This is a genomic window from Streptomyces sp. NPDC102441, from assembly GCF_044765585.1.
Classification (GTDB): Bacteria; Actinomycetota; Actinomycetes; order Streptomycetales; family Streptomycetaceae; genus Streptomyces.
The window spans coordinates 67382-88224 of record NZ_JBIWKH010000005.1 but is presented as its reverse complement, the minus strand read 5'-3'; the positions used below and the strand labels follow the sequence as shown (position 1 = coordinate 88224).

The window sequence follows — 20843 nt, the reverse complement described above, 5'->3', positions numbered from 1 at the left end:
GAGTGAACCGGAGGACGCGCCTCCACGTTGCCACACGACGTGAACGGTGTCCGGGACCGCCCCACGCCGCACAGGTGACAGGGGCCCGCCGCCCGCGGGCTCGGGCCACGGATTGTCGGTGGTGGCTGTGATGCTGGTGCCATGGACGAACTGATGAGGCGACGCGTCTACGGCGCGGACCACGATGATCCCGATCCGGGCCCCCGGCCCGGGCACGTCTACGTGGAACTGGTGGGAGGCCCGCTGGACGGATTGCTCCTGGACGTGACCGGCTGGCCCGAGGAGCGCCTCGCCGTAGGCGCCGCGCTCGGCACCGAGCTCGGGAAGTTCGGAGCGGGAGGACGCGCTGTGTACGGGCCGGCAGCAGCCGACCCGAAGCACTGGGTCTGGGAGGCGGACAGCCCCTGAGCTGTCCGCGTCCCAGCGCGGAAGCGTGTCATCGCGGTGTGGCGATCCCTCCGGCTCCCGCACGCAGTGCGCTGATGAGCCGGCCATCAGGGCGGTGGCGAAGACGGTCGTGCCGGTGTTCAGGCCCACCGCATCACTGAGATAGCCGGCCGAGACCGAAGGATGCCCGCCGGGACGTAACCGCCCACATTCAGAGCGGCGTCGGCCTCGGCGAGCCGGTGTGGAGGGACGGCGGAGTCGAGGAGCGACAGCCCGAGGGCCGGTCCGTTCGCACCGGACTTCGGCGCGAGGCCCGCCGTATGGAGATCGGCACTTTCGCCAGTGTTCAGGCCTGTCCGGTGACTCGCCGGCCCGCCCGTCCCTAGCGTGCTCGACCGACAGGATTCGTGATCCAGGAGGTGGCACAGGATGAAACACTCAATGCGCCGTGTCGTCGGTGCGTCAGCGGGCCTGCTCGCGCTCGCGTTACTCGCACCGACCTCGGCGGTGGGTGCGGATACGCGGGCCGGTGCGGCAGGTGGGACGGGGCCCCACCCCGCCGGCTACGAAACCGTCGCCGGGCTGCCGGATCACACGGTCTACCGGCCAGACACCCTGCCGGCCGGCGAGAAGCTGCCCATCGTGGCGTGGGGCAACGGGGCCTGCCGAGCGGACGGCACCTGGTTCGAGAACATTCTGACCGAGTTCGCCTCGCACGGTTTCCTGGTCATCGCCAACGGCGTGCCAGGGGGCTCCGGTCAGACGTCGTCGGACATGCTCATCGAAGCCGTGGACTGGGCCATCGAGGAGAACAGCGACCCGAACAGCGAATTCGCAGGCAGGATCGACACCTCCGAGATCGCGGTCATGGGGCAGTCGTGCGGCGGGCTGGAGACCATGGAGGTGGCTGACGACCCGCGCATCGACACGACCGTGATGTGGAACAGCGGCCTGATGAGCAGACTCGACAAATGGACCCAACTGCCCCGGCTCCACGCTCCGGTGGCTTACTTCATCGGCGGCCCGGACGACATCGCGTACGAGAACGCCGCGGATGACTGGGACAGGCTCCCCGCCGGGCTGCCCGCGTTCTCCGGCAATCTCGACGTCGGGCACTACGGCACCTACGCCGAGCCGAACGGCGGTGAGTTCGGCCGGGTCGGTGTGAACTGGCTGAAGTGGCAGCTCAAGGGCGACGCCACCGCCCGGAGCGAGTTCGTGGGACCGGACTGCGGGATGTGTTCCTCCGAATGGGACGTTCTGCAGAAGAACCTGTCCTGATCCCCGAACAGGTGCGCCGCCGGTGATCGGCGTGGCTCCACGGCCATCCCCTGACGCCGCACGGCGCCAGGGGATCGGCTTTCGGGGTCAGCTCCGACGTGCCGCCCCGCCCCAGGTACTGCCGAGGCAGGAACACGGCTTGTGAGGCGGCCTGATCCACGCATGCGGGGGCACATGTGTTCCAACAACAGAAGGAGCTAGCCATGCTGGGTATAGCCGCAGCAGTCCTGTTCTTCATCGCCTTCCTGATCAACGCCGCCGACATAGCGACGAACGACGTCTTCGCCTCGACGAATGTCATGCTGCTCGGCCTTGTCGTACTGGCCCTGCATATCGCGGGCATCGGCAACGGGCGGCGCGTCGGCCGACGGTGACCGTCGCCCGGCGTCGCCACTCACCTGGGGCAGCACACGCGAGGACTCGGGCATCGAAGACAATGTGCCCATGCGTATCCGACCCGTCGACTTCGACGAGCTTCCGTTCCTCCAGGACATCGAGCGCGCCGCCGGGCAGTGTTTCCGTGACATCGGCATGCCCGGGATCGCCGAGGACGACCCCCTCCCGACCGGCGAACTGGAGCGCTACCTGAGGAACGGGCTGGCCTGGGCCGCCGTCGATCCGGCCGACGCCCCGGTGGCTTACCTGATCGCTGAACATGTGGACGGGAACCTCCACATCGAGCAGGTTTCGGTGCACCCCGACCACGCACGTCGCGCGGTCGGACGCTCGTTGCTGAACCATCTCGCCGATCACGCCGCGGCCCACGAGGTACCTGCCCTCACCCTCACCACGTTCGCCGATGTCCCCTGGAACGCGCCCTACTACGCGCGCTGCGGCTTCCACCGGCTCGACGAGAGCGAGCTCGGTCCGGGCCTGCGGGAGATCCGACGGAACGAGGCCGCTCACGGCCTGGACCGATGGCCAAGGGTCTGCATGTGCAGGGACCTGTGATCCGGCGGGCCGCGGTGCCGGGGGAGTGGCCTGGCGCACGGTGCCGGGGATCTTCTTGCAAGTATCGCGCGCGTGTTCCCCTTGTCTTGTCGGGATCTCGGTCGAGGCCCTTCTCCCAGGGCGGTGCTACGACTCGCCGCCGAACACCCCTGCCAGCTCACGCCATTCCGGCAGCGGCAGACCACCGCCGCCCTCTTCGGCGGTGAGGACCTGGAGCGCCACATGGTCGGCACCGGCGTCGAGGTACTCCTGGGTCCTGGCTTTCACCCGCTCGGCGTCTCCCAGGGCGAAGAGCGCGTCGAGGAGACGCACGCTGCCGCCGCCGTCGAAATCGCTTTCCGCGAATCCCAGACGCAGCAGGTTGGCGGTGTAGTTGGGCAGCTGGAGGTACATCGTCAGCATGTTCCGTGCGGTGGTGCGGGCCCGTGCGGCGTCGGTGTCGAGGACCACCGTGAGTTCCGGGGCGAGCAGTGCGTCGGGTCCGAGCGCCGTTCGTGCCTCCGCGGTGTGCTCCGCGGTGACGAGATAGGGGTGCGCTCCCAATGCCCGGCCGGCGGCGAGTGCGAGCATCTTCGGGCCCAGCGCGGCGAGGACCCGGCGTTCCGGACCCACCGACGGAGCCGAGGCGTCGAGAGCGTCGAGGTAGGTGACCATCGCGCTGTACGGCTTCGCGTACTGCGGCACCATCGGACCATGGCTGACACCCAGGCCGAGGACCAGCCGCCCGCGCGCGTCCGCGTCGATCGTGGCGATCCGGGCCGCCACCTCCTCGGCGGTGTGGTCCCAGATGCTCAGGATGCCGGTGGCCACGGTGGCCGTGCGGGTGGCGGCTGCGACAGCCGCGGCGTCCTCGACCGACGGATTGCCTCCGATCCAGAGGGTGCCGTACTTCAGCTCCTCGAGCTCTGCGGCCGCGTCCGCGATCGCTTCTCTGCCCGCGTCGTCCGTGCGTGACCCACGCAGGGCACTGCTCCAGATGCCGACCCGACCGAATGCCTCGCGCGCCTCAGAAGTCATGATGAGAACAACAGCGGCCCGGCCCCGCTATTCCCGGCCGGAGGGGAAGTTCACCCGAATGCGGCCCGTCGGTGCTCAGGGCTTCCTCGGGAGTGACCGTTCCCCGTACGTTCATGATGTCCTCGCTGTGGGGCCTCGTGCGGGCCGGATCCCCAGGGTTGACTCTGCGGCGTCCGGCCCGACGCAACAGACTTCGGCGCAACAGACGAGGCACACATGTCCCTGAGGCACACAGCCGCCGGCCTGGCCCTTCTTCCCGCACTCGTCGTCCCGTCGGGTGCGCAGGCGGCCACGCCTCCCCACCGGCACGAACCGGTTGGTGGGGCTGCCTTCGACCTGCAGGCCCACCGTGGAGGCCTCGGGCTGACCACGGAGTCGTCCCTGGAGGGCTTCGCCAAGGCGCTACGCCTGGGTGTCAGCACTCTGGAACTGGACACCCAGGTCACCAAGGACCGGCGAGTGGTCGTGACCCACGACCGTCAGGTCAGCACCCAGAAGTGCGAGGACACCGGTCCGCTGTCGCCGGGTGACCCGATGTACCCGTACGCCGGCAAATACATCAAGGACCTGACGCTCGCGCAGATCAAGACCATGGACTGCGGTTTCCAGCAACTGCCCGGCTTCCCGGAGCAGGAGCAGGTCAAGGGCCACCGCATAGCCGAACTGAAGGATGTCCTCAACCTGGTGAGGAGTTACGGCGCCAAGCGGATCAAGCTGAACATCGAGGTGAAGGTGGAGGCCGGAGCGCCCGAGCAGACCGCCCCGCGCGAGCTGTTCGTGCGTCGGGTCCACGAGGAGATCCGCCGTTCCGGCATCGAGAAGCAGGTGACCGTCCAGTCCTTCGACTGGGGGGCGTTGAAGGAGATGCACGAACTCGCGCCGGCCTACCCTCTGGTGGCGCTGACCAACTACGACTTCCTCGAGGTGGGAAAGCCCGGAGCCTCCCCCTGGCTCGGCGGTATCGACGCCGATGACCACGACGGAGACTTCGTGAGGGCTGCCGCGTCCGTACCCGGCGTGACCGCGCTGTCCCCGAACTACGGATTCCCCCAGAACGGTACGGTCGCGGACCCCGCCTTCCGGTTCTACCCCGACAGGAAGATGATCCGGGACGCACACCGGCGCGGACTGAAGGTCATCCCGTGGACCTGCGACGACCCAGCCACTGTCGAGGCGCTCATGGACATGGGCGTCGACGGAATCATCACCGACCATCCCGACCGTGTACGGGACATCATGGCCGCACGTGGCATGCCTCTGCCCACGTCGTACCCGGCGCCGCGTCACTGACGACGAGGGACGGGGGACGGACCCGCTATGTGCCCGACCGGCGGTCCCTTCTTCCGTTCTGCAGCACTCCGGCGAGAAGGAGCGCGAGCAGCCCGGCAAGGGGCACCACAAGGAGGCCCACCCGGAGACTCGTCGCGTCGGTGACCAGCCCGACGACCGGGGGAGAGGCCAGGAAGCCCAGGCGCATGAGCCACGAGACGATCGCCAGCCCCGAGCCGGGCTTGAGGCCGGGGAGTTCGTCGGCCTCGTGCATGGCCGCGGGCACCAGCGTCGCCACCCCGAAGCCGGCCGCGGCGAAACCCAGGATGGTGCCGGGTACCGAGGGCACCGCCAGGGCCAGGCCCATGCCGGCTGCGGTGATCAGGCCGCCTGCCCGGGCCACGGCGCGCTGGCCGAACCGGTCGACGAGCCGGTCACCGATGACGCGGCCGATGAACTGGGCCCCCACCAGGGCGATGTAGCCGAAGGCCGCCAGTGTCACCGGCGCGTGCAGTGAGCCGGAGAGGTACAGCGTCGCCCAGGAACTGCCCGCGTCCTCGACGAGGGTGCCGGCCGTCGCGATGAGGACGAGCGCGGCCAGCACGTACACGGTGCGACGGGCGGTCACGCCATGGCCCGCCGCGCCCTCCCTGCCGCCGGCGGCCGGTACTGCGGCCGGCTCGTTCTCGGGGCCGGACAAGCAGTACCGCAGGGCGACACATGCCGCGATCGCGAACACTCCGGCGGAGATGGTCAGGTGCTGGCCCCTCGAGAGACCGAGTGCGATCGCAGCCGCGGCCATGGATCCCCCGGCGACGGCACCGATGGACCAGATCGCGTGGAAGGAATTGATGATGGAACGTCCGTAGTGACGCTGCACCCGCAGCCCATGGGCGTTCTGTGCGACATCGGTGACGGCGTCCATCGCTCCGGCCACGAACAGCGCTCCCGCGAACAGTGCGACCGAGCCGGACACGCCCGCGGCGAGAATGCCCGCCCCGGTCAGCAGTGTGCCCAGCACCGCCGTCCGCGCCGAACCCAGCCGACGGATGGCGACTCCGGCCGCGAGACCCGCCGCGACGGCCCCCGCCGGGAATGCCGCGACGGCCAGCCCGTAGAAGGCGTTGCTCATGTCGAGATCGGCTTTGATCTGCGGATATCTCGGCAGGAGGTTGGCGAAGAGAGCCCCGTTGGTGAAGAACAGCACGGCAACGGCGACCCGTGCCTGCCGTTCGGCCAGGGCGGGCCGGCTCGGCGCGTCAACAGTCATACGGGAACCATATAGCCCGAGCGTACGAACGTACACTCCAATCCTTGTGCAGTGCACGCTTCTTCCGGATCGGGCTGTCCGTGGTGACCCGAGGTGCGTGTGCTCCGGTTCCGGGTGCGAGGCAACGGCGTGGACGAGGCAGCCGGGAGGCGGGCTGAGGCGCGCCTCCCTGACCGCCGCCTCGTCGACAACGCCGCAGATGTGCGTGCCGGAGGGGGCAAGCGGTCGACGACCCGGGCCGGGCTGCGCGGGTGGAACGCAGCCCTTGAGCCGCAGTTACTCGGCAGCAGCGCCGGCGTTGCCGACGGGCACGCCCGCGGCAGGGCTGTAGTAGACCGAACGCCCCTGCTTGGAGCGCTCCAGCAGGCCATGCGCCACCCCCTGCTCGAGGGTGTTGCGCACCACGGTGACCTGGGTGGTGCGCTGCGGGTGAGCCTCGGTGAGAGCGGCGGCCACCTCTGCGGCGGACCTGGGTTCCCGCTGGTCCGCGAGATATCCGGTGACCAGCTCACGCCACGTCGGCTCCCCGGCCTTCTTGGGCGTCTTGGTCTCGTCGGCTGCCGCCCGCTGTTCGGCGCGGGGCTTCGGCTTGCTGCTGTCCTTCTTCGACGCGGTCCTGCCCTTGGCGCGGCGTGCCGCGGGGACGGATGCCGCCGCCTTGCCGGCCCTGCCCTTGCGCTCAGCGGGCTTCGCTGTCCCGCCGAGCACCTCTTGCATCTTGACCAGGATCTGCTCGCCCTCCTCCAACTGGATGAGCTCGTCCTGCAGTCGGGTCAGTTCGGCGCGCGCCCGGTCCTGCTCACCTCGGTTCGCCGCGAGGTCGTCCGTGATCCGCTGCGCGTAGTCAGCGCTGATGCCGGATGTAGGAGTGTTTTCGGACATGCAGTCCTCGTCTTTCGCTGGGTGTCTCAAATGCCTATGGCTGCTGATGCTACCGACATCAACGTAGGTAACCCCTCAGGGGATACCGAACCACCACGGATACGAGCCCCCTCCGTGCGTTCGATCGCGAGGAACCCAAGTACACGGCTCCCGGAGGCGCGAGCCTCGGCACCGCGGTGACTCCGCAATGTTGGCCCGAAGTTGCGCCTGCGGGGGAGCGATCAGGAAAACTCGGACGCCAATCGTCCGCGGTTCCCACTGCGAGCGACCCGGTGGCACACGTCCAGAGTTCACACTCGGATCGCTCAGGAGGGGTGAGCTGAGCCCATCGGATACACACATCGCGTCGTTGCTCTCTGGTGGGGGCCGGTTTCGCCATGTAGCGTCACTGCCAGATGTCGTGGTTCGCCGTACCTGCCCGCGCTTCGGTGCGGGCGCCTTGCTGTATCGGTGCGGATCCACGACGCCTCCGGGACCGCGAGGTGCGGGTCCGGATATCAACGGGAAGGCACCAGCATGGCCAGCGGAACCGTCAAGTGGTTCAACGCCGAAAAGGGTTTCGGCTTCATCCAGCAGGACGGCGGCGGGCCGGACGTCTTCGCGCACTACTCCGCCATCAACGCCACCGGCTTCCGTGAGCTCCAGGAAGGCCAGGCCGTCACCTTCGACGTCACCCAGGGCCAGAAGGGCCCGCAGGCGGAGAACATCACGACCGCCTGATCACACGGGTCGAGACCGCCCAGGCCCTCGGGGAGCATGATCCGAGGGCCTGGCATCTCGCACGCGGCCTCTGCCGGACCCGCTCATCGAGGAGTCAGCACGTGGAGTCGGACGACGGTGTGGGTAACGGCGATCACCAGGCACAGGTGATCGTGGTGGGTGCGGGGCCCGCGGGTTCGGCCGCGGCACTCCATCTGGCGCGGGCCGGTGTGGACGTAGTGCTGCTCGAGAAGGGCACGTTCCCCCGGGACAAGGTCTGCGGGGACGGTCTCACCCCGCGAGGTGTGCAGCAGCTGGTGCGCATGGGCGTCGACATCGACGCTCCCGGCTGGATGCGGACCAAGGGCATGCGATGGGTCTGCGGAGGACGCCAGGTACACATCGACTGGCCTCGCTCAGGCAGCCAGCCTGACTTCGGCCTCACCCGGTCCCGGCACGACTTCGACGACATCCTGGCCCGGCAAGCCGTGGCCGCCGGCGCGCGGTTGTGCCTGGAGACGAAGGCGACGGCCCCCCTGACCGACCGCACCGGGCGCATCATCGGCGTGAGCACGGTCGCGGGAGCCGACAAGCAGCCGAAGAACTACCACGCTCCCGTGGTGATCGCCGCCGACGGCGCCTCTGCCCGGACCGCCCTGGCCATGGGGCTGGAGCGGGATCCTGGCAGGCCGATGGCCACCGCCGCTCGCCGCTACTACCGCAGCGAGGCCCGTACCCATGACCCCTATCTGGAGCTCTGGGCCGACCTGCTCTGTTCCCGTACCGGCCGTGACCTGCCGGGGTACGGATGGATCTTCCCGCTCGGCGACGGCCGCGTGAACGTCGGACTGGGCGCCCTGCCGCATCGCGGCCACGGACCGGTGGATCTGCGGGCCACCATGGACCAGTGGCTGACCCGCTTGCCCCCGCACTGGGACCTGCGGGAGGAGAACGCCGATTCACCGCTGCGCAGCGCCGCGCTGCCCATGGGTTTCAACCGCAGACCTCAGTACCGTCGCGGTCTGCTCCTGGTCGGCGACAGCGGGGGCATGGTCAGCCCCTGGAGCGGCGAAGGCATCGTCCAGGCCATGGAGGCGGGTGAGATCGCGGCCGAGACCGTGGCCCTCGCTCTGCACCGTCCGGACGGCCCCGCCCGTGAGCAGGCACTGCATCAGTACGCCAACGAAGTGAACCGCCGCTGGGGGCGCTACTACCGGCTCGGTAACACCGTCGCCGAGCTGGTGTTCGCCCGCTACGGCTACCGGCCGCTCCTCAGCCGCCGCGTCATGGCCTCGCCCCCGCTCGTACGCACCCTCGCCCGCCTGCTGACGCACGGAAGCGACGCGCCCACCGACGACCTGATCGACACCCTCGTCCGTGGCATCGTCCGGATGGTCCCTCCGCCGGGCCGACGTGCACGGGGCCTGGGCGCGCCTCGCCGGTGACCGGGCCTCCCGGTCGCCGGGAACTGACGACCAGCCCCTGACCGAGGGCGCTCTCACTCGGACGGTGTGGCGGAGAGGTGCCGGCCGGCGGCCCAGGAGGCGAGGATGCGCAGCCCGTCATGCGTGGCGGAGCCGACCTCGGCGGTCCAGACGACCAGTTGCTGGTCGGGGTCGGTGCTGGCGGTCAGGGTGTCCCAGTCCAGGGAGAGTTCGCCGGCGACCGGGTGATGGAGCACCTTCGTGCCGACGCTCAGGGTGGCGACGTGGTGAGCGGCCCACCACTGGCGGAAGTCCGGGTCCTGGACGGACAGCTCACCGACCAATGCGGTCAACCGGGGGTCGTCCGGGTACTTCGCCGCTTCCATACGCAATTGCGCGACACTGGTGCGGGCGACGCTCTTCCAATCTGCGTACAGCGTGCGCATCACGGGATCCGTGAACAGAATCCGCACGTAATTGCGGTGCTTTTCCGGAACAGCGGAAAAGTCGGTGACCAATGCCGCCGCGAGCGGATTCCAGGCGATGACGTCCATCCGGCGGCCCATCACGACGGCGGGCGTGGCGGTGAGGTCGTCCAGGACCCTGCGCAACTGCGGCTGTACCTTCTGCCGGGCACGGCGGCGGGGCCTGGCCGTTTCCTTCCCCGCCAGGCCGAACAGATAGCGACGCTGGTCGTCGTCCAGTTGAAGCGCCTGGGCGATCGCATCCAGGACGGGCCCCGAGGCAGGCATGCGGCCCTGCTCAAGCCTGGTGTAGTAGTCGGTGGAGATCGCCGCGAGCTGGGCCACCTCTTCCCTGCGCAGCCCGGCTACGCGGCGTGGACCGGCACTGTCGGGCAGGCCCACGGTGCGGGGGCCGAGCTCGCCCCGGCGTGCCTTGAGGAACTCGCCCAGCTCATTGAGGTGCGGTGTCGAACTCATACCTCCAGTGTGACAGCGGGTGCGCTTCGCGTGAGGGGGAGGAATCTCTCCCAGGATGTTTCTGTCCCAGGAGGAAACTCTCCTCTGCGCGGGGCTGCGCCCGGGTGTAATGCTGGATACCGGGCCGAGGAAGAATATGAATTCGCCGAAACGGCCGAAACCATGGCGGACACGCGCCTTCGTACGGCGACACCCCATACACCGAGACGCGAGGAACAGCGAGAGATGGAATTCGTAGATCAGCGGCCCACCGCCAAGGGCCCGGAGGACTGGTTCACCGGGGACGTGTGGTTCGACGCCCTCTACGCGGGCACCGGGCCGTCCCGGATGCGCGCCAACATGGTGCGCTTCTCCCCGGGAGCCCACACCGCCTGGCACCACCACGCCGTCGGCCAGACCTTGCACGTCGTCGCCGGTACCGCCCTGATCGGTACCCGGGACGGAACCGTCTTCGAGGCCCGCCCCGGCGAGACGGTCACCTGCCCGCCCGGCGAGGAGCACTGGCACGGCGCCAGCGAGGACCGCTTCATGGAGCACCTGGCGCTGTGGGAAGCCCCCGCTCCCGGCGACGACCGGCCCGAGACCACCTGGCTGGAGAAGGTTACCGCCGAGCAGTACGACGGCCCGCGCACCCGCAGCCGCTGAACCACGCACGCGAGGAGGGAGGCCCCTCATGCCTGCCACCATGACCGCCCTGTACGGCGGCGCCGGCCCCGACTGGGCACCGCGCCAGGTCCACGCACCCCGACCCGGCCCCGGCCAGGTGGTGGTGCGCGCCCGGGCGGTGGCGCTCAACAACGCGGACGCCTCGATGCTGGCCGCCGCCGACCCCACGGCAGGAGGCACGGGCGAGGAGTACCAGGCCGGCTTCGAGTTCGCCGGTGAGGTCACCGCCGTAGGCGCAGGCGCCGGCATGCCCGCACTCGGCAGCCGGGTGATGGGTACGACCCCTGGCAGCTTCGCCCAGTACGTACTGGCCGACCACCGGCATGTCCTGCCCGTCCCGGACGAGCTGGGCAACGAGGAAGCATGCGCCCTGCCGACCGGACTGCTCACCGAGCACGGCGCCCTCGCCGTGGCCGGTTTCCAGGCCGGGCAGTCGGTGCTGATCACCGGGGCCACTTCCAGCATCGGCCTGATCGGCGTCCGGATCGCCCGCGCTCTGGACGCCGGCCGGATCGTCGCCACCACCCGTGACGCGGCCAGGAGCGACCTGCTCGAGAACGCCGGAGCCGACACCGTCGTCATCACCGGCGAGCAGGACATGACCCAGGCGGTACTGACAGCCACCAGGGGCCAAGGCGTCGACGTGGCACTCGACCACGTCGGCGGCCGAACCTTCGCCGACTGCCTGCCGGCCACCCGCAGCGACGGAGCCGTGGTCAACATCGGCCGCCTGGACCGGGCCGCGTCCACCATCGACCTGGACGCCCTGTCGTACCGTCACCTGCGTGTCCACGGAGTGTCCTTCGGCTTCAGCCGGGCCGCCGAGCTGGGCGCCGTCATCGCCGCGGCCGGGGAGCGACTGCTGCCCGCGGTCGCCGACGGGCGCGCACAGCCCCTGATCGACAGCACCTGGTCCTTCGACACCGCAGCCCGGGCCGCAGCGCGCCTCCGCTCCCATCGGGCCCACGGAAAGATCGTCCTCAGCGTCCCGTGACACCCGGCACCGAGCCGTTTCCGTACAGGCCGTACCTGCCTGCACGGCACGACGGCCGAGCACCGACCCCACGCAACAGGAAAGAGAGCTCTCCCCATGCGGGCCACCTACATGTACGAAGCTGGCGACGTCCGCGTCCAGGACACCCCTGACCCGGTCATCGAGCGGCCGACGGACGCGATCGTGCGCGTCGTGCGCTCCTGCGTCTGCGGCAGCGACCTGCACCCCTACCACACGCTGACCGCCGCTGACGGGCCGGTGCCCATGGGCCACGAGTTCCTCGGCACCGTCGAGGAACTGGGATCCGAGGTCTCCGGCCTCAAGCGCGGCGACCTGGTGGTGGCGCCGTTCGCCTTCGCCGACAACACCTGTGAGTTCTGCCGCGAAGGCCTGCACACCTCCTGCCCCCACGGCGGCTTCTTCGCCGCCGGAGTCGGCGGCGCCCAGGCCGAGGCCATACGCGTTCCTCAGGCCCAGGGCACTCTGGTCAAGCTTCCTGCCGATGCCGACACCGCGCTGCTGCCCTCCCTGCTGACGCTGGCGGACGTGTACGGCACCGGCTACCACGCCGCCCATCGGGCCAGGGTGCGTCCCGGTGACTCGGTCACCGTCATCGGAGACGGCGCCGTCGGGCTGCTCGCCGTCCTCTCGGCCAAGCGACTCGGCGCCGAGCGCGTCATCCTCATGGGCCGGCACAAGGACCGCACCGACCTCGGACGCTTCTTCGGCGCCACCGACGTCGTGGAGGAACGCGGCGACGAGGGCATCGCCAAGGTCCGTGAACTGACCCGCGGCCACGGCACCCGAGCCGTCCTCGAAGCCGTCGGCCACATGCCGGCCTACGAGATGGCTCTCGGAGCCGTCCGCCCCGGCGGAGTCATCAGCCGTGTCGGCGTCCCGCAGTACGAGGACGCTCCTGTCGGCTTCGGCAGCCTCTTCGGGCCGAACGTCACGCTCACCGGTGGGCCCGCCCCCGTCCGCGCCTACATCGATGAACTGCTCCCCGCCGTCCTGGACGGCGCTGTCGAACCGGGCCGTGTATTCGACCGGACCGTCAGCCTGGAGCAGACCCCCGAGGGCTACAGTGCCATGGACCGGCGCGAAGCTCTCAAGGTCCTCGTCACGCCCTGACGTCCCCGGCAGGCCGGTCTCCTGCCACTGCGTGCGCAGGGGGACAGCCCCCTGCGCATCCACCGGCCCGGCAGGACCGTCCGCATCGGGCAGCCCACGCAGGGCGTCTTCTCCGGCACCCTGGACCGCGGGCTCCCCAACGGCATGGCGGTATGGCTCCCGAACGAGGCGTTCCTGACCTGACAGGGTCATACCTTCGACGGGGCCGGAGTCCCGCCGCACCGTCACACACCGGTCTTCACCGAGGAGGAGTTCGCGAAGGACCGTGACTCGGCCTTCGACGCCGCGGTCGTGGTGCTGCGGGACCACACGCGATCCGCCCCCACAGCTTCGGACTTGCTCCGGGCCGCGGATCTTCATTCATGCCAGGGAGCATGCCACGCCATGCCGGATGTCGTCGCACGGCCCGAATCAGCTGTCATGTCCGTCAGCCGGTGTCACTTCCCAAGGACCTGGGCCACCTCGTTCGCCATCACCCGGTAGCCGGCGTCGTTCGGGTGCAGTGCGTCCTTGTAGGCGTAGGCGTAGGCGTTGTCGAGGCGGTCAGGGTCCGAGGGGTCGGCGAGAGCCCTGTCGAAAGCGACGTACGCGTCGAACTCGCCCGCGTGCCGGATCCAGTCGTTGACCTCGTTGCTGACCCGCGCCGCGTGCGGGCCCCAGTGGTCCGAGCCCTTGAGAGGCAGCAGTGTTGCCCCGACGACTTCGAGGCCCTTGTCGTGTGCCGCGCCGATCAGTGTGCGGTAGCCGGCGATGAGTTCGCGGGATGACACGACGGGGGCGGGCTTGTATGTGGCAGGCGGATTCGGCCCCTCGGCGGCTTCGCTGAAGCCGATGTCGTTGACCCCTTCCAGGATGACGACCGTGGAGATGCCCGGCTGGTCGAGGACGTCCCGCCTGAAGCGGGCGGTGGCCCGCTCGCCGAACCAGGCCGAGTCGTTCAGCACCAGATTTCCCCCGATGCCCTGGTTGACGACGGGCCGCCCCGTCCGCTCGGCGAGGGCGTCGGAGTAGCGTCGGTCCGTGTTGGGTGTGGAGCCGAAACCGTCGGTGATGGAGTCGCCGAAGACGGCGATGCCGTCACCCTCGCCTGTGTCTTCGGTCTGATTCCTGGCCTTCCCGGCAGGCCGCCGGCGTTCCGCATCGCCGACCTCGATGCCGGAGAGGTAGTACCAGGACTGTGAAGTGCTGGTGTAGGCGGTGCCGTTCGTATCGGCCCGGTGGTCGCCCTCGGCCCGGTAGGTGTCGGCCCAGCCCTGGCTGTGGAACGTGGCGGGGCCCGTGGTCCCCGCGAAGTAGAGGGTGACCGTGACCGACTCCAGTCTCTTCAGGCTCAGTTCGGCGGTGTCGCTACGGAGTTCCCCGTGGGCCGGTATCCACCCCGACCGCTCGCCGTTGAAGGTGAGGTGACGAACCGACCCCTGCGCGACCGCCGCACCCTGGGTGGTTCGGGCGATCGCCGCACCCGTGATCCGCAGGGGCGAAGTGCCGTAGGCGTTGGAGAGCCGGATCCTGGCCAGGTTGCCCCCCTTGGTGACGCGGACGACCTGGCGTACGGACTGGTGGGAGAAGCCTTCCTGGGACCAGTTGGGCGTGAAGCCGGTGCTGGGCAGCTGAGGGGAGGCGCCCCAGGCCGCGGTCCACGCGACGGGCGCCGCCTCGGCCGGGGTGGCCAGGATGCCGAAGGCGAGGGATCCGGCGAACAGGGGGGCGGCGATGCGGCGTACGTAGGAGGTGCTCACGGAGGGCTCCTAATGGGCTTATGGTTCCGTTAAGTTGATGGAACCGTACCAGTGCGCCACGAATAATGGAACTGGAGCCCCGTTTGTGCGGGGGTCTGGGGAGTGAGTCCGGCGCCCCGCCTCCGACCGTGACAGCTGGCGACCGCGCCGCCCTGTCGAAGGGTTGACAACGATTCACCACACCGAGACTCTTTTTAGAAAGTGATTCCAACATTGGCCGGCTGAGTGATTCCGTGGTGCCGGCTTGGAGTCGCGGACGGGAGAGACTTATGGGCGGCGTCATGGACGGCCGGGTCGTGATCGTCACCGGTGCGGCCCGCGGGATCGGCCGCGGGCACGCGCTCGAATTCGCACGGCAGGGCGCGAAGGTCGTGGTCAACGACCTGGGCTCGGAGGTCGACGGGACCGGGGCCGCCTCCGGCCCGGCGGGTGAAGTGGTCCGCGAGATCCGCGAGGCCGGCGGCGAGGCGGTCGCCAACGGCGACGACGTCTCCGACTTCGACGGTGCGCGCAGGCTCGTGGAGTCAACGGTGGCGCGCTTCGGCGATCTGCACGTACTCGTGAACAACGCCGGGATCCTGCGTGACAGGATGCTGGTGAACATGACCGCCGCGGAGTGGGACGCCGTGATACGTGTGCACCTGGGCGGCACGTTCGCCCCGCTGCGCCACGCGGCGGCGTACTGGCGGGCTCAGGCCAAGGCGGGTGCGCGGGTCGACGCTCGCGTCATCAACACGACGTCCTCGTCAGGCATCTACGGAAACCCCGGCCAGGCCAACTACGGCGCGGCCAAGGCCGGAATCGCCGGCCTGACCGTGATCGCCTCGCGTGAACTGGAACGCTTCGGCGTCGCGGTGAACGCCGTGGCGCCTGCGGCGCTCACCCGTATGACGGAGGGACTGCGCCCCGCGCGGCCCGCTCCGGCGCCTGAGGCGTTCGACGCGTCGGCCCCCGAGAACATCGCCCCGCTGGTGGTCTGGCTCGGCAGCCCTGCCGCCCGCGGAATCACCGGGCGTGTGTTCAACGTGCGGGGCGGCACGATAAGTGTCGCGGAGGGCTGGCAGGCCGGGCCCGGAACCGACAAGGAGTCCCGCTGGGAACTCTCCGAGCTGGACGAGGTGATCCCCGCCATGGTCGGCAGGGCCCGGCCCAACGCGCTGCAGAACGGGCGCGCGCCGGCAGGAGGTTCCTGACATGGCTCTTGACCACACCTCGATCGGGGTCGAGTCCGCACCCGTGGAAAGGACCTGGACCTCCACGGACACACTGCTGTACGCGGTAGGTGTCGGCGCGGGGCTCGACGATTCGCTGCGGGAACTGCCCTTCACCACGGAGAACGCTCACGGTGTGGAGCAGCAGGTGCTGCCGACGTTCGCCGTGCTGGCCGCGCAGGGCGGCCGGGGCCCCGGCATAGGCACGTTCGACCCGGTGATGCTGGTGCACGCGGAGCAGTCGTTCGACCTGCACAGGCCACTCGCACCGGCCGGGAGCGTACGCATCACATCGAAGGTCACCGGAATCCACGACAAGGGGTCCGGAGCGCTGGTGACCAGCGAGTCGGTGGCTGTGGACCCGGAGACCGGTGAGCCGCTCATCACCTCGCGCAGCGCCGTGTTCATCCGCGGAGAGGGCGGGTTCGGCGGCGAGCGCGGCCCGCGGGCGAGCTGGCCGGAACCGGACCGTGCGCCGGACCATATTGTCACGTACCCGACCAGGCCCGAACAGGCGCTGATCTACCGGCTGTCCGGAGACCGCAACCCGCTGCACAGCGACCCCGCGTTCGCGGCGAAGGCCGGCTTCGAGCGGCCGATCCTGCACGGCCTGTGCACCTACGGGTTCACCGGGCGCGCGCTGCTGCACACGCTGGCGGGATCGGATCCCTCCCGGTTCGCCTCGATGTCAGGACGCTTCACCAGGCCCGTGTTTCCCGGTGAACCGCTGACCGTCTCCGTATGGGAGGACGGAGACACCGCACGGTTCCGCACCGCCAAGGCGGACGGGACCGTGGTGATCGACCACGGAAGGGCCGGCGTCCGGCCCGCGCCCGGATCGCCCGGCTGACCTCTGTCTCCGCGTCCGCACGGCACCGGTGTCCTCTCCGGGTGGGGTGACACCGGCGCGGCGCGGCGAGGGTCAGGAAGGCTGCGGGTTGGCGACCGCGGTGGTCATGCAGTACCCGATCGGGCCGGCAGAGTCGTGCATCGTGCAGTGCCCGACGGCCACCCCTTCCTCACTGGTGTGGGCGCCGGACTCCAGGCCTATGACGTCACTGAGCGGCAGCCGGCTCAGGCACAGGGTGTAGTCGGCGTTGATGAAATGGAGACCCGTGTCGCCGGCGTGGACGAGCGGACTCGCGGTGTCCGCGGCCAGGGCCGCCCGCACGAACGGTGACAGCGGCTCACCGGCCACCAGTTCGCGCGCTTCGCGCAGCCATGCCCGGCGCTTGACGTCGTCGCGCCAGCCGCCCTTCGCCGAGGCGTTGTGTTCGTCGAACATCCAAGCAGTCCATGCCCCGTCGCGCGGGGTGAAGAGCTCCTCGGGCGCCGGAGCGTCCCAGGGTGGTGTCGCGGGAATCCGGCCGGGCGGTTGTTCGCCGCGCCGGAGCAGGACCGCGCTCGCCCGCGCGACGGGGCCGTTCGCCCCGTGGACGGTGGCGTCGGCGACCCGGATCCGGCGCCCGTCACGCACCCGGTGGGTCTCCACCCGTACGGGCGCCATCGGCGCGTTGCGGAAGAGGTCGACGGTCAGCCGGGTGAAGTGCAGTCCGTCCGCGGCGTGTTCCGCCTCCAGCGCCCTGGCCGCAAGGCCCCCGAGCAGCCGTCCGTGCATCATGCCGGGCGTCCACCAGCCGCGCGCGTGCGTCGCGGGTATCAGCTCCCCCTCCACGCTCGTGAAGAACGCCTCTTCATTTTCCGTCCGGGCCACGGATGTTTCCCCTCTGTCGCCCTGACCGGGGTCAGGTGTCGATGCTCGTGGAGCCGAGCCTGCGGATCAGCACGATCGCGGCTTCGGTGATCTTGTTGGCCTGGCGCTTCGAGGAACTGGTCGCGATCTCGCGGCCCGCCTCGCCGATGATCGTGGTCAGCACGGCAACGGTGAGCCGCCCGACGGAGTCGTTGCCGGCGCCGAGCAGCACCCCGTTCTGCCGGACCCACTCCCGGCTGCGCGTGCGTCTGACCAGTTCGAAGCCCGGCGGCGCATCGCCGTCCATGAACAGCCGGGCCAGATCACGGCGTTCCCAGGAACCCTCCAGGAACGCGCGGGCTCCGACGATGAAGAGCTCGAGCGCGTCCTCGCCCGCGCCCCCGGCCTTGGCGCGGGCCGCCGCGACCGCGGTCACCGCGTTCTGCTCATGGGAGGCCTGATGCTCCTCCCAGAGAGCCAGGAAGAGTTCGCCCTTGCCTCCGAAGTGGTGGTAAAGACTGCCCACGCTGGAGTCGGCGCGTTCCACCACCGCCGCGACACTCGCCTCGGCGAAGCCCTGTTCGCAGAACACCTCACGGGCGGCGTTCAGCAGTACGCGCCGGGTCTCCGCCGTGCGGCTCCACTGCCAGGCGTTTCCTCCCGACGCGGCGTTGCCTGCTTTTCGCGCCATGATGCCCCTCCTCGCGTGCGGCCGACAGTCGTCGACACGGTCACCGTACCGAATCCAATCTTAGAATTGGACACATCGCCGCAGTGACGATCTCCCCCCTGTGCACCCGGCCGGGGCCACCGCGTGCCGCCGCACACCCGGAACCTCTTGGTCGTGACACGTGTCTTGACACGCTCATCCGGCCGGGCACAGTCTGAACTGGTTCCTAGAGTTCCGTTCTAAAAAGGCGCACCTGAACACCTCGTGCGCCCGAAGAGGAAAGGACATCTCTCGATGGTCGATTTCGCCCTCAATGTCGAGGAACGTCAGATCCGGGACACCGTGCGCAGCTTCATCTCCAAGGAGGTGATGCCACTGGAACAGGACGTACTGCGCAACGAACGCGCGGGGGCACCGGCGATATCCCTGGATGTGCTCGCCGAGCTGCGGACGAAAGCCCGCAAGGCAGGCTTCTGGGGGATGAACACGCCCGAGGAGTACGGCGGGATGAACCTGGGTGCCGTCATGTCCGCGATCCTCGCGATGGAGACAGGCAGGACGTTCGTCCCGTTCAGTTTCGGGGGTTCGGCGGACAACATCCTCTACGGCGCGAACGACGAGCAGAAGCAGCGCTACCTCGTCCCGACCATCGAGGGCGAGCGCCGATCCTGCTTCGCCATCACCGAGCCGGGAGCGGGCTCCGACGCACGCAACATCCGCACCCGCGCCGTGCGTGACGGCGGCGACTGGGTCATCAACGGTGAGAAGACGTTCATCACCGGCGGAAACGAGGCCGACTTCGTGATGGTGTTCGCCGTCACCGACCCGGACAGGGCCGCCGACGGCGGAGTGACGTGCTTCCTGGTAGACCGGGACATGGGCTGGAAGTCCGAGCCGATCCAGACGATGGGCCAGTGGGGGCCCGCGGCGCTGGTCTTCGACGACGTACGCGTTCCCGCCGAGAACGTACTCGGCGAGGTCGGCCAGGGATTCGGGCTCGCCCTGCGCTGGATCGGCCAGGGACGCTACATGATCCCGGCACGGGCGATCGGCTCCGCCGAGCGGATGCTGCAGATGGCAGTGGACTACGCCAAGATCCGGCACTCGATGGGCCACCCGATCGGCGACTACCAGGCGATCCAGTGGCAGATCGCGGATTCGCAGGTCGAGATCGAATCCACCAAGTGGCTCACCCTGTACGCCGCCTGGCGGGTCCAGGAGGGCATGGACGCGCGACACGCCTCCTCCATCGCCAAGCTCAACGGAGCACTGATGGCCAACCAGGTCGTGGACCGGGTCCTGCAGATCCACGGCGGCATGGGCTACACCAAGGAACTGCCGATCGAACGCTGGTACCGGGAGCTGAGGCTCCTGCGCATCTTCGAGGGCACCGACGAGATCCAGCGCCGCACCATCGCCCGCAACCTCCTGAAAGGCCACGTACGGCTCGGCGGGATCGGAGAATGACCAAACGCAGGCGCGCCGCGATCGTCGGGGTGGCCGAGTCGGAGACCGGGAAGACCCCGCACCTGACCGTGCTCTCCCAGCAGGCCAGGGCGAGCAGGGCGGCCCTGACCGAGGCCGGGCTCCGACCCGAGGACGTGAACGGGCTCTTCGTGGCGGGGAACTGGTCATGGGCGCCGGCGCTGACCCTGGCGGAGTACCTGGGCATCCAGCCGGACCATCTGGACAGCACCAACATCGGCGGATCGTCGTTCGAGGCACACCTCGGCCATGCCACCGCGGCCATCGAGGCCGGACTCATCGACGTCGCACTGATCACCTACGGCAGTACCCAGCGCAGCAACCGTTCCCGCACCGCCACCAGACCGCCCGCGACGCTGACCGAGCAGTTCGACCGCCCCTTCGGGCTCCCGCAACCGGTCGGCGCCTACGCGCTCGCAGCCAACCGCTACTTCCACCAGTACGGTGCCACGGGCGAGCAACTGGCAGAGGTCGCGGTCAGCGCCCGGCAGTGGGCCGCGCTCAATCCAGACGCCTACCACCGCGACCCGATCACCGTCGACGACGTCCTCGCCTCCCCGATGATCAGCGATCCGCTCCATCTGCTGGACTGCTGCCTGGTGACCGACGGCGGCGGCGCGGTCGTCGTGGCCGCGGAGGACCGCTGGCCCGATGTCGACACCCGTCCGGTCGAGGTGCTAGGCCACGGTGAGACGACCACACACAGCTCCATCGCCCAGATGCCGGACCTGACCGTCACCGGAGCCGCGCGATCCGGCCCGGCCGCGATGAGAATGGCCGGCGTCACCCACGACGACCTCGATCTGCTGGAGATCTACGACTCCTTCACCATCACCGTGCTGCTCACCCTCGAGTCCCTGGGGTTCTGCAAGCCGGGCGAGGCGGGGGAGTTCGTCGGACTGGGCCGTACGGCCCCCGGAGGCGACATGCCGATGAACACGAACGGCGGCGGGCTGTCGTACACCCACCCCGGCATGTACGGCATCTTCCTGCTCATCGAGGCGACCCGGCAGCTGCGGCACGACTTCACCTCCGACCCGCGGCGGCAGGTGGACGGGGCACAACTGGCCCTGGTGCACGGCACCGGCGGCGTCCTCTCGTCCACGTCCACCGTCGTACTCGGAAGGAGCTGA

21 protein-coding genes and 1 pseudogene are annotated in these 20843 nt (G+C 69.5%); 15 read left to right on the top strand and 7 right to left on the bottom strand.

The genetic code is table 11. The features are described from left to right. Nucleotides 1-141 precede the first annotated feature (141 nt). The 4 genes from ACIREO_RS11855 to ACIREO_RS11840 all read left to right on the top strand — a co-directional run bounded on the left by ACIREO_RS11855 (nt 142) and on the right by ACIREO_RS11840 (nt 2619). The gene (locus ACIREO_RS11855) at nt 142-408 is read left to right on the top strand and encodes a hypothetical protein (protein WP_404107663.1); all 267 of its coding nucleotides are present in this window, start codon (nt 142-144) and stop codon (nt 406-408) included. A gap of 408 nt (nt 409-816) precedes the next feature. Further along, nucleotides 817-1668, top strand: a complete 852-nt coding sequence (locus ACIREO_RS11850; protein WP_404107661.1) for a hypothetical protein — start codon at nt 817-819, stop codon at nt 1666-1668. Between the two features lie 203 nt (nt 1669-1871). After that, nucleotides 1872-2042, top strand: a complete 171-nt coding sequence (locus tag ACIREO_RS11845; RefSeq protein ID WP_404107660.1) for a hypothetical protein — start codon at nt 1872-1874, stop codon at nt 2040-2042. A 70-nt stretch (nt 2043-2112) separates the two neighbouring features. Beyond that, nucleotides 2113-2619, top strand: coding sequence for a GNAT family N-acetyltransferase (locus ACIREO_RS11840; protein ID WP_404107659.1), 507 nt, complete (start codon nt 2113-2115; stop codon nt 2617-2619). A gap of 126 nt (nt 2620-2745) precedes the next feature. Here ACIREO_RS11840 and ACIREO_RS11835 read toward each other — a convergent pair whose 3' ends face one another. Further along, nucleotides 2746-3636 carry a TIGR03620 family F420-dependent LLM class oxidoreductase gene (locus ACIREO_RS11835; protein WP_404107657.1) on the bottom strand — a complete coding sequence of 297 codons (891 nt, stop codon included), beginning with the start codon at nt 3634-3636 and terminating at the stop codon, nt 2746-2748. Between the two features lie 216 nt (nt 3637-3852). On the opposite strand from ACIREO_RS11835, the gene ACIREO_RS11830 reads away from it, so the two are divergent. Next, a complete protein-coding gene (locus ACIREO_RS11830; RefSeq protein WP_404107655.1) occupies nt 3853-4926 on the top strand; it encodes a glycerophosphodiester phosphodiesterase family protein in 1074 nt (357 codons plus the stop codon). Nucleotides 4927-4951: 25 nt separating this feature from the next. Here the strand turns inward: ACIREO_RS11830 and ACIREO_RS11825 are convergent, their stop codons facing one another. After that, complete coding sequence (locus tag ACIREO_RS11825) at nt 4952-6175, bottom strand: MFS transporter (protein WP_404107653.1); 1224 nt, start codon at nt 6173-6175, stop codon at nt 4952-4954. A 276-nt stretch (nt 6176-6451) separates the two neighbouring features. Then, a complete protein-coding gene (locus ACIREO_RS11820) occupies nt 6452-7057 on the bottom strand; it encodes a hypothetical protein (protein ID WP_404107651.1) in 606 nt (201 codons plus the stop codon). Between the two features lie 516 nt (nt 7058-7573). Between ACIREO_RS11820 and ACIREO_RS11815 the strand changes: the two genes are divergently transcribed. Together ACIREO_RS11815 and ACIREO_RS11810 are read left to right on the top strand one after the other, a co-directional pair. Next, nucleotides 7574-7777, top strand: coding sequence for a cold-shock protein (locus tag ACIREO_RS11815; protein ID WP_014158060.1), 204 nt, complete (start codon nt 7574-7576; stop codon nt 7775-7777). A 101-nt stretch (nt 7778-7878) separates the two neighbouring features. Beyond that, a complete protein-coding gene (locus tag ACIREO_RS11810; RefSeq protein ID WP_404107649.1) occupies nt 7879-9201 on the top strand; it encodes a geranylgeranyl reductase family protein in 1323 nt (440 codons plus the stop codon). A 53-nt stretch (nt 9202-9254) separates the two neighbouring features. On the opposite strand, the gene ACIREO_RS11805 is transcribed toward ACIREO_RS11810, so the two are convergent. Next, entirely contained in the window at nt 9255-10121 is an 867-nt protein-coding gene (locus ACIREO_RS11805; protein ID WP_404107648.1) for a helix-turn-helix domain-containing protein, read from the bottom strand. 225 nt (nt 10122-10346) lie between these two features. Between ACIREO_RS11805 and ACIREO_RS11800 the strand changes: the two genes are divergently transcribed. The 4 genes and pseudogenes from ACIREO_RS11800 to ACIREO_RS11785 form a co-directional block, all read left to right on the top strand. Further along, the gene (locus ACIREO_RS11800; protein WP_404107647.1) at nt 10347-10766 is read left to right on the top strand and encodes a cupin domain-containing protein; all 420 of its coding nucleotides are present in this window, start codon (nt 10347-10349) and stop codon (nt 10764-10766) included. 28 nt (nt 10767-10794) lie between these two features. After that, entirely contained in the window at nt 10795-11781 is a 987-nt protein-coding gene (locus ACIREO_RS11795; RefSeq protein WP_404107646.1) for a zinc-binding alcohol dehydrogenase family protein, read from the top strand. Nucleotides 11782-11877: 96 nt separating this feature from the next. Further along, nucleotides 11878-12912 carry an alcohol dehydrogenase catalytic domain-containing protein gene (locus ACIREO_RS11790; protein WP_404107644.1) on the top strand — a complete coding sequence of 345 codons (1035 nt, stop codon included), beginning with the start codon at nt 11878-11880 and terminating at the stop codon, nt 12910-12912. Nucleotides 12913-12975: 63 nt separating this feature from the next. Further along, nucleotides 12976-13221 (top strand): annotated as a pseudogene (locus ACIREO_RS11785) (protease); the annotation flags it as partial. Nucleotides 13222-13349: 128 nt separating this feature from the next. Here ACIREO_RS11785 and ACIREO_RS11780 read toward each other — a convergent pair. Beyond that, entirely contained in the window at nt 13350-14651 is a 1302-nt protein-coding gene (locus ACIREO_RS11780) for an SGNH/GDSL hydrolase family protein (RefSeq protein WP_404107642.1), read from the bottom strand. 269 nt (nt 14652-14920) lie between these two features. On the opposite strand from ACIREO_RS11780, the gene ACIREO_RS11775 reads away from it, so the two are divergent. Both ACIREO_RS11775 and ACIREO_RS11770 read left to right on the top strand, forming a co-directional pair. Further along, nucleotides 14921-15844, top strand: a complete 924-nt coding sequence (locus ACIREO_RS11775) for an SDR family oxidoreductase (protein ID WP_404107641.1) — start codon at nt 14921-14923, stop codon at nt 15842-15844. 1 nt (nt 15845) lies between these two features. Then, the gene (locus tag ACIREO_RS11770) at nt 15846-16712 is read left to right on the top strand and encodes a MaoC/PaaZ C-terminal domain-containing protein (protein WP_404107640.1); all 867 of its coding nucleotides are present in this window, start codon (nt 15846-15848) and stop codon (nt 16710-16712) included. Between the two features lie 72 nt (nt 16713-16784). Here the strand turns inward: ACIREO_RS11770 and ACIREO_RS11765 are convergent, their stop codons facing one another. Next, a complete protein-coding gene (locus ACIREO_RS11765) occupies nt 16785-17576 on the bottom strand; it encodes a thioesterase family protein (protein ID WP_404107639.1) in 792 nt (263 codons plus the stop codon). 31 nt (nt 17577-17607) lie between these two features. Beyond that, nucleotides 17608-18246 (bottom strand): TetR/AcrR family transcriptional regulator, encoded by a 639-nt coding sequence (locus ACIREO_RS11760; RefSeq protein ID WP_404107637.1) that lies wholly within the window; start codon nt 18244-18246, stop codon nt 17608-17610. Between the two features lie 273 nt (nt 18247-18519). On the opposite strand from ACIREO_RS11760, the gene ACIREO_RS11755 reads away from it, so the two are divergent. Together ACIREO_RS11755 and ACIREO_RS11750 are read left to right on the top strand one after the other, a co-directional pair. Next, nucleotides 18520-19692 (top strand): acyl-CoA dehydrogenase family protein, encoded by a 1173-nt coding sequence (locus ACIREO_RS11755; RefSeq protein WP_404107635.1) that lies wholly within the window; start codon nt 18520-18522, stop codon nt 19690-19692. Then, complete coding sequence (locus ACIREO_RS11750) at nt 19689-20843, top strand: acetyl-CoA acetyltransferase (protein WP_404107633.1); 1155 nt, start codon at nt 19689-19691, stop codon at nt 20841-20843. The genes ACIREO_RS11755 and ACIREO_RS11750 overlap by 4 nt, the downstream gene beginning before the upstream one ends.

What these genes read in the sequence shown, in the direction of transcription:
- ACIREO_RS11855 (WP_404107663.1), top strand. Translation starts at nt 142, where the DNA reads ATGGACGAACTGATGAGGCGACGCGTCTACGGCGCGGACCACGATGAT.
- ACIREO_RS11850 (WP_404107661.1), top strand. Translation starts at nt 817, where the DNA reads ATGAAACACTCAATGCGCCGTGTCGTCGGTGCGTCAGCGGGCCTGCTC.
- ACIREO_RS11845 (WP_404107660.1), top strand. Translation starts at nt 1,872, where the DNA reads ATGCTGGGTATAGCCGCAGCAGTCCTGTTCTTCATCGCCTTCCTGATC.
- ACIREO_RS11840 (WP_404107659.1), top strand. Translation starts at nt 2,113, where the DNA reads ATGCGTATCCGACCCGTCGACTTCGACGAGCTTCCGTTCCTCCAGGAC.
- ACIREO_RS11835 (WP_404107657.1), bottom strand. Translation starts at nt 3,636, where the DNA reads ATGACTTCTGAGGCGCGCGAGGCATTCGGTCGGGTCGGCATCTGGAGC.
- ACIREO_RS11830 (WP_404107655.1), top strand. Translation starts at nt 3,853, where the DNA reads ATGTCCCTGAGGCACACAGCCGCCGGCCTGGCCCTTCTTCCCGCACTC.
- ACIREO_RS11825 (WP_404107653.1), bottom strand. Translation starts at nt 6,175, where the DNA reads ATGACTGTTGACGCGCCGAGCCGGCCCGCCCTGGCCGAACGGCAGGCA.
- ACIREO_RS11820 (WP_404107651.1), bottom strand. Translation starts at nt 7,057, where the DNA reads ATGTCCGAAAACACTCCTACATCCGGCATCAGCGCTGACTACGCGCAG.
- ACIREO_RS11815 (WP_014158060.1), top strand. Translation starts at nt 7,574, where the DNA reads ATGGCCAGCGGAACCGTCAAGTGGTTCAACGCCGAAAAGGGTTTCGGC.
- ACIREO_RS11805 (WP_404107648.1), bottom strand. Translation starts at nt 10,121, where the DNA reads ATGAGTTCGACACCGCACCTCAATGAGCTGGGCGAGTTCCTCAAGGCA.
- ACIREO_RS11800 (WP_404107647.1), top strand. Translation starts at nt 10,347, where the DNA reads ATGGAATTCGTAGATCAGCGGCCCACCGCCAAGGGCCCGGAGGACTGG.
- ACIREO_RS11795 (WP_404107646.1), top strand. Translation starts at nt 10,795, where the DNA reads ATGCCTGCCACCATGACCGCCCTGTACGGCGGCGCCGGCCCCGACTGG.
- ACIREO_RS11790 (WP_404107644.1), top strand. Translation starts at nt 11,878, where the DNA reads ATGCGGGCCACCTACATGTACGAAGCTGGCGACGTCCGCGTCCAGGAC.
- ACIREO_RS11775 (WP_404107641.1), top strand. Translation starts at nt 14,921, where the DNA reads ATGGGCGGCGTCATGGACGGCCGGGTCGTGATCGTCACCGGTGCGGCC.
- ACIREO_RS11770 (WP_404107640.1), top strand. Translation starts at nt 15,846, where the DNA reads ATGGCTCTTGACCACACCTCGATCGGGGTCGAGTCCGCACCCGTGGAA.
- ACIREO_RS11760 (WP_404107637.1), bottom strand. Translation starts at nt 18,246, where the DNA reads ATGGCGCGAAAAGCAGGCAACGCCGCGTCGGGAGGAAACGCCTGGCAG.
- ACIREO_RS11755 (WP_404107635.1), top strand. Translation starts at nt 18,520, where the DNA reads ATGGTCGATTTCGCCCTCAATGTCGAGGAACGTCAGATCCGGGACACC.
- ACIREO_RS11750 (WP_404107633.1), top strand. Translation starts at nt 19,689, where the DNA reads ATGACCAAACGCAGGCGCGCCGCGATCGTCGGGGTGGCCGAGTCGGAG.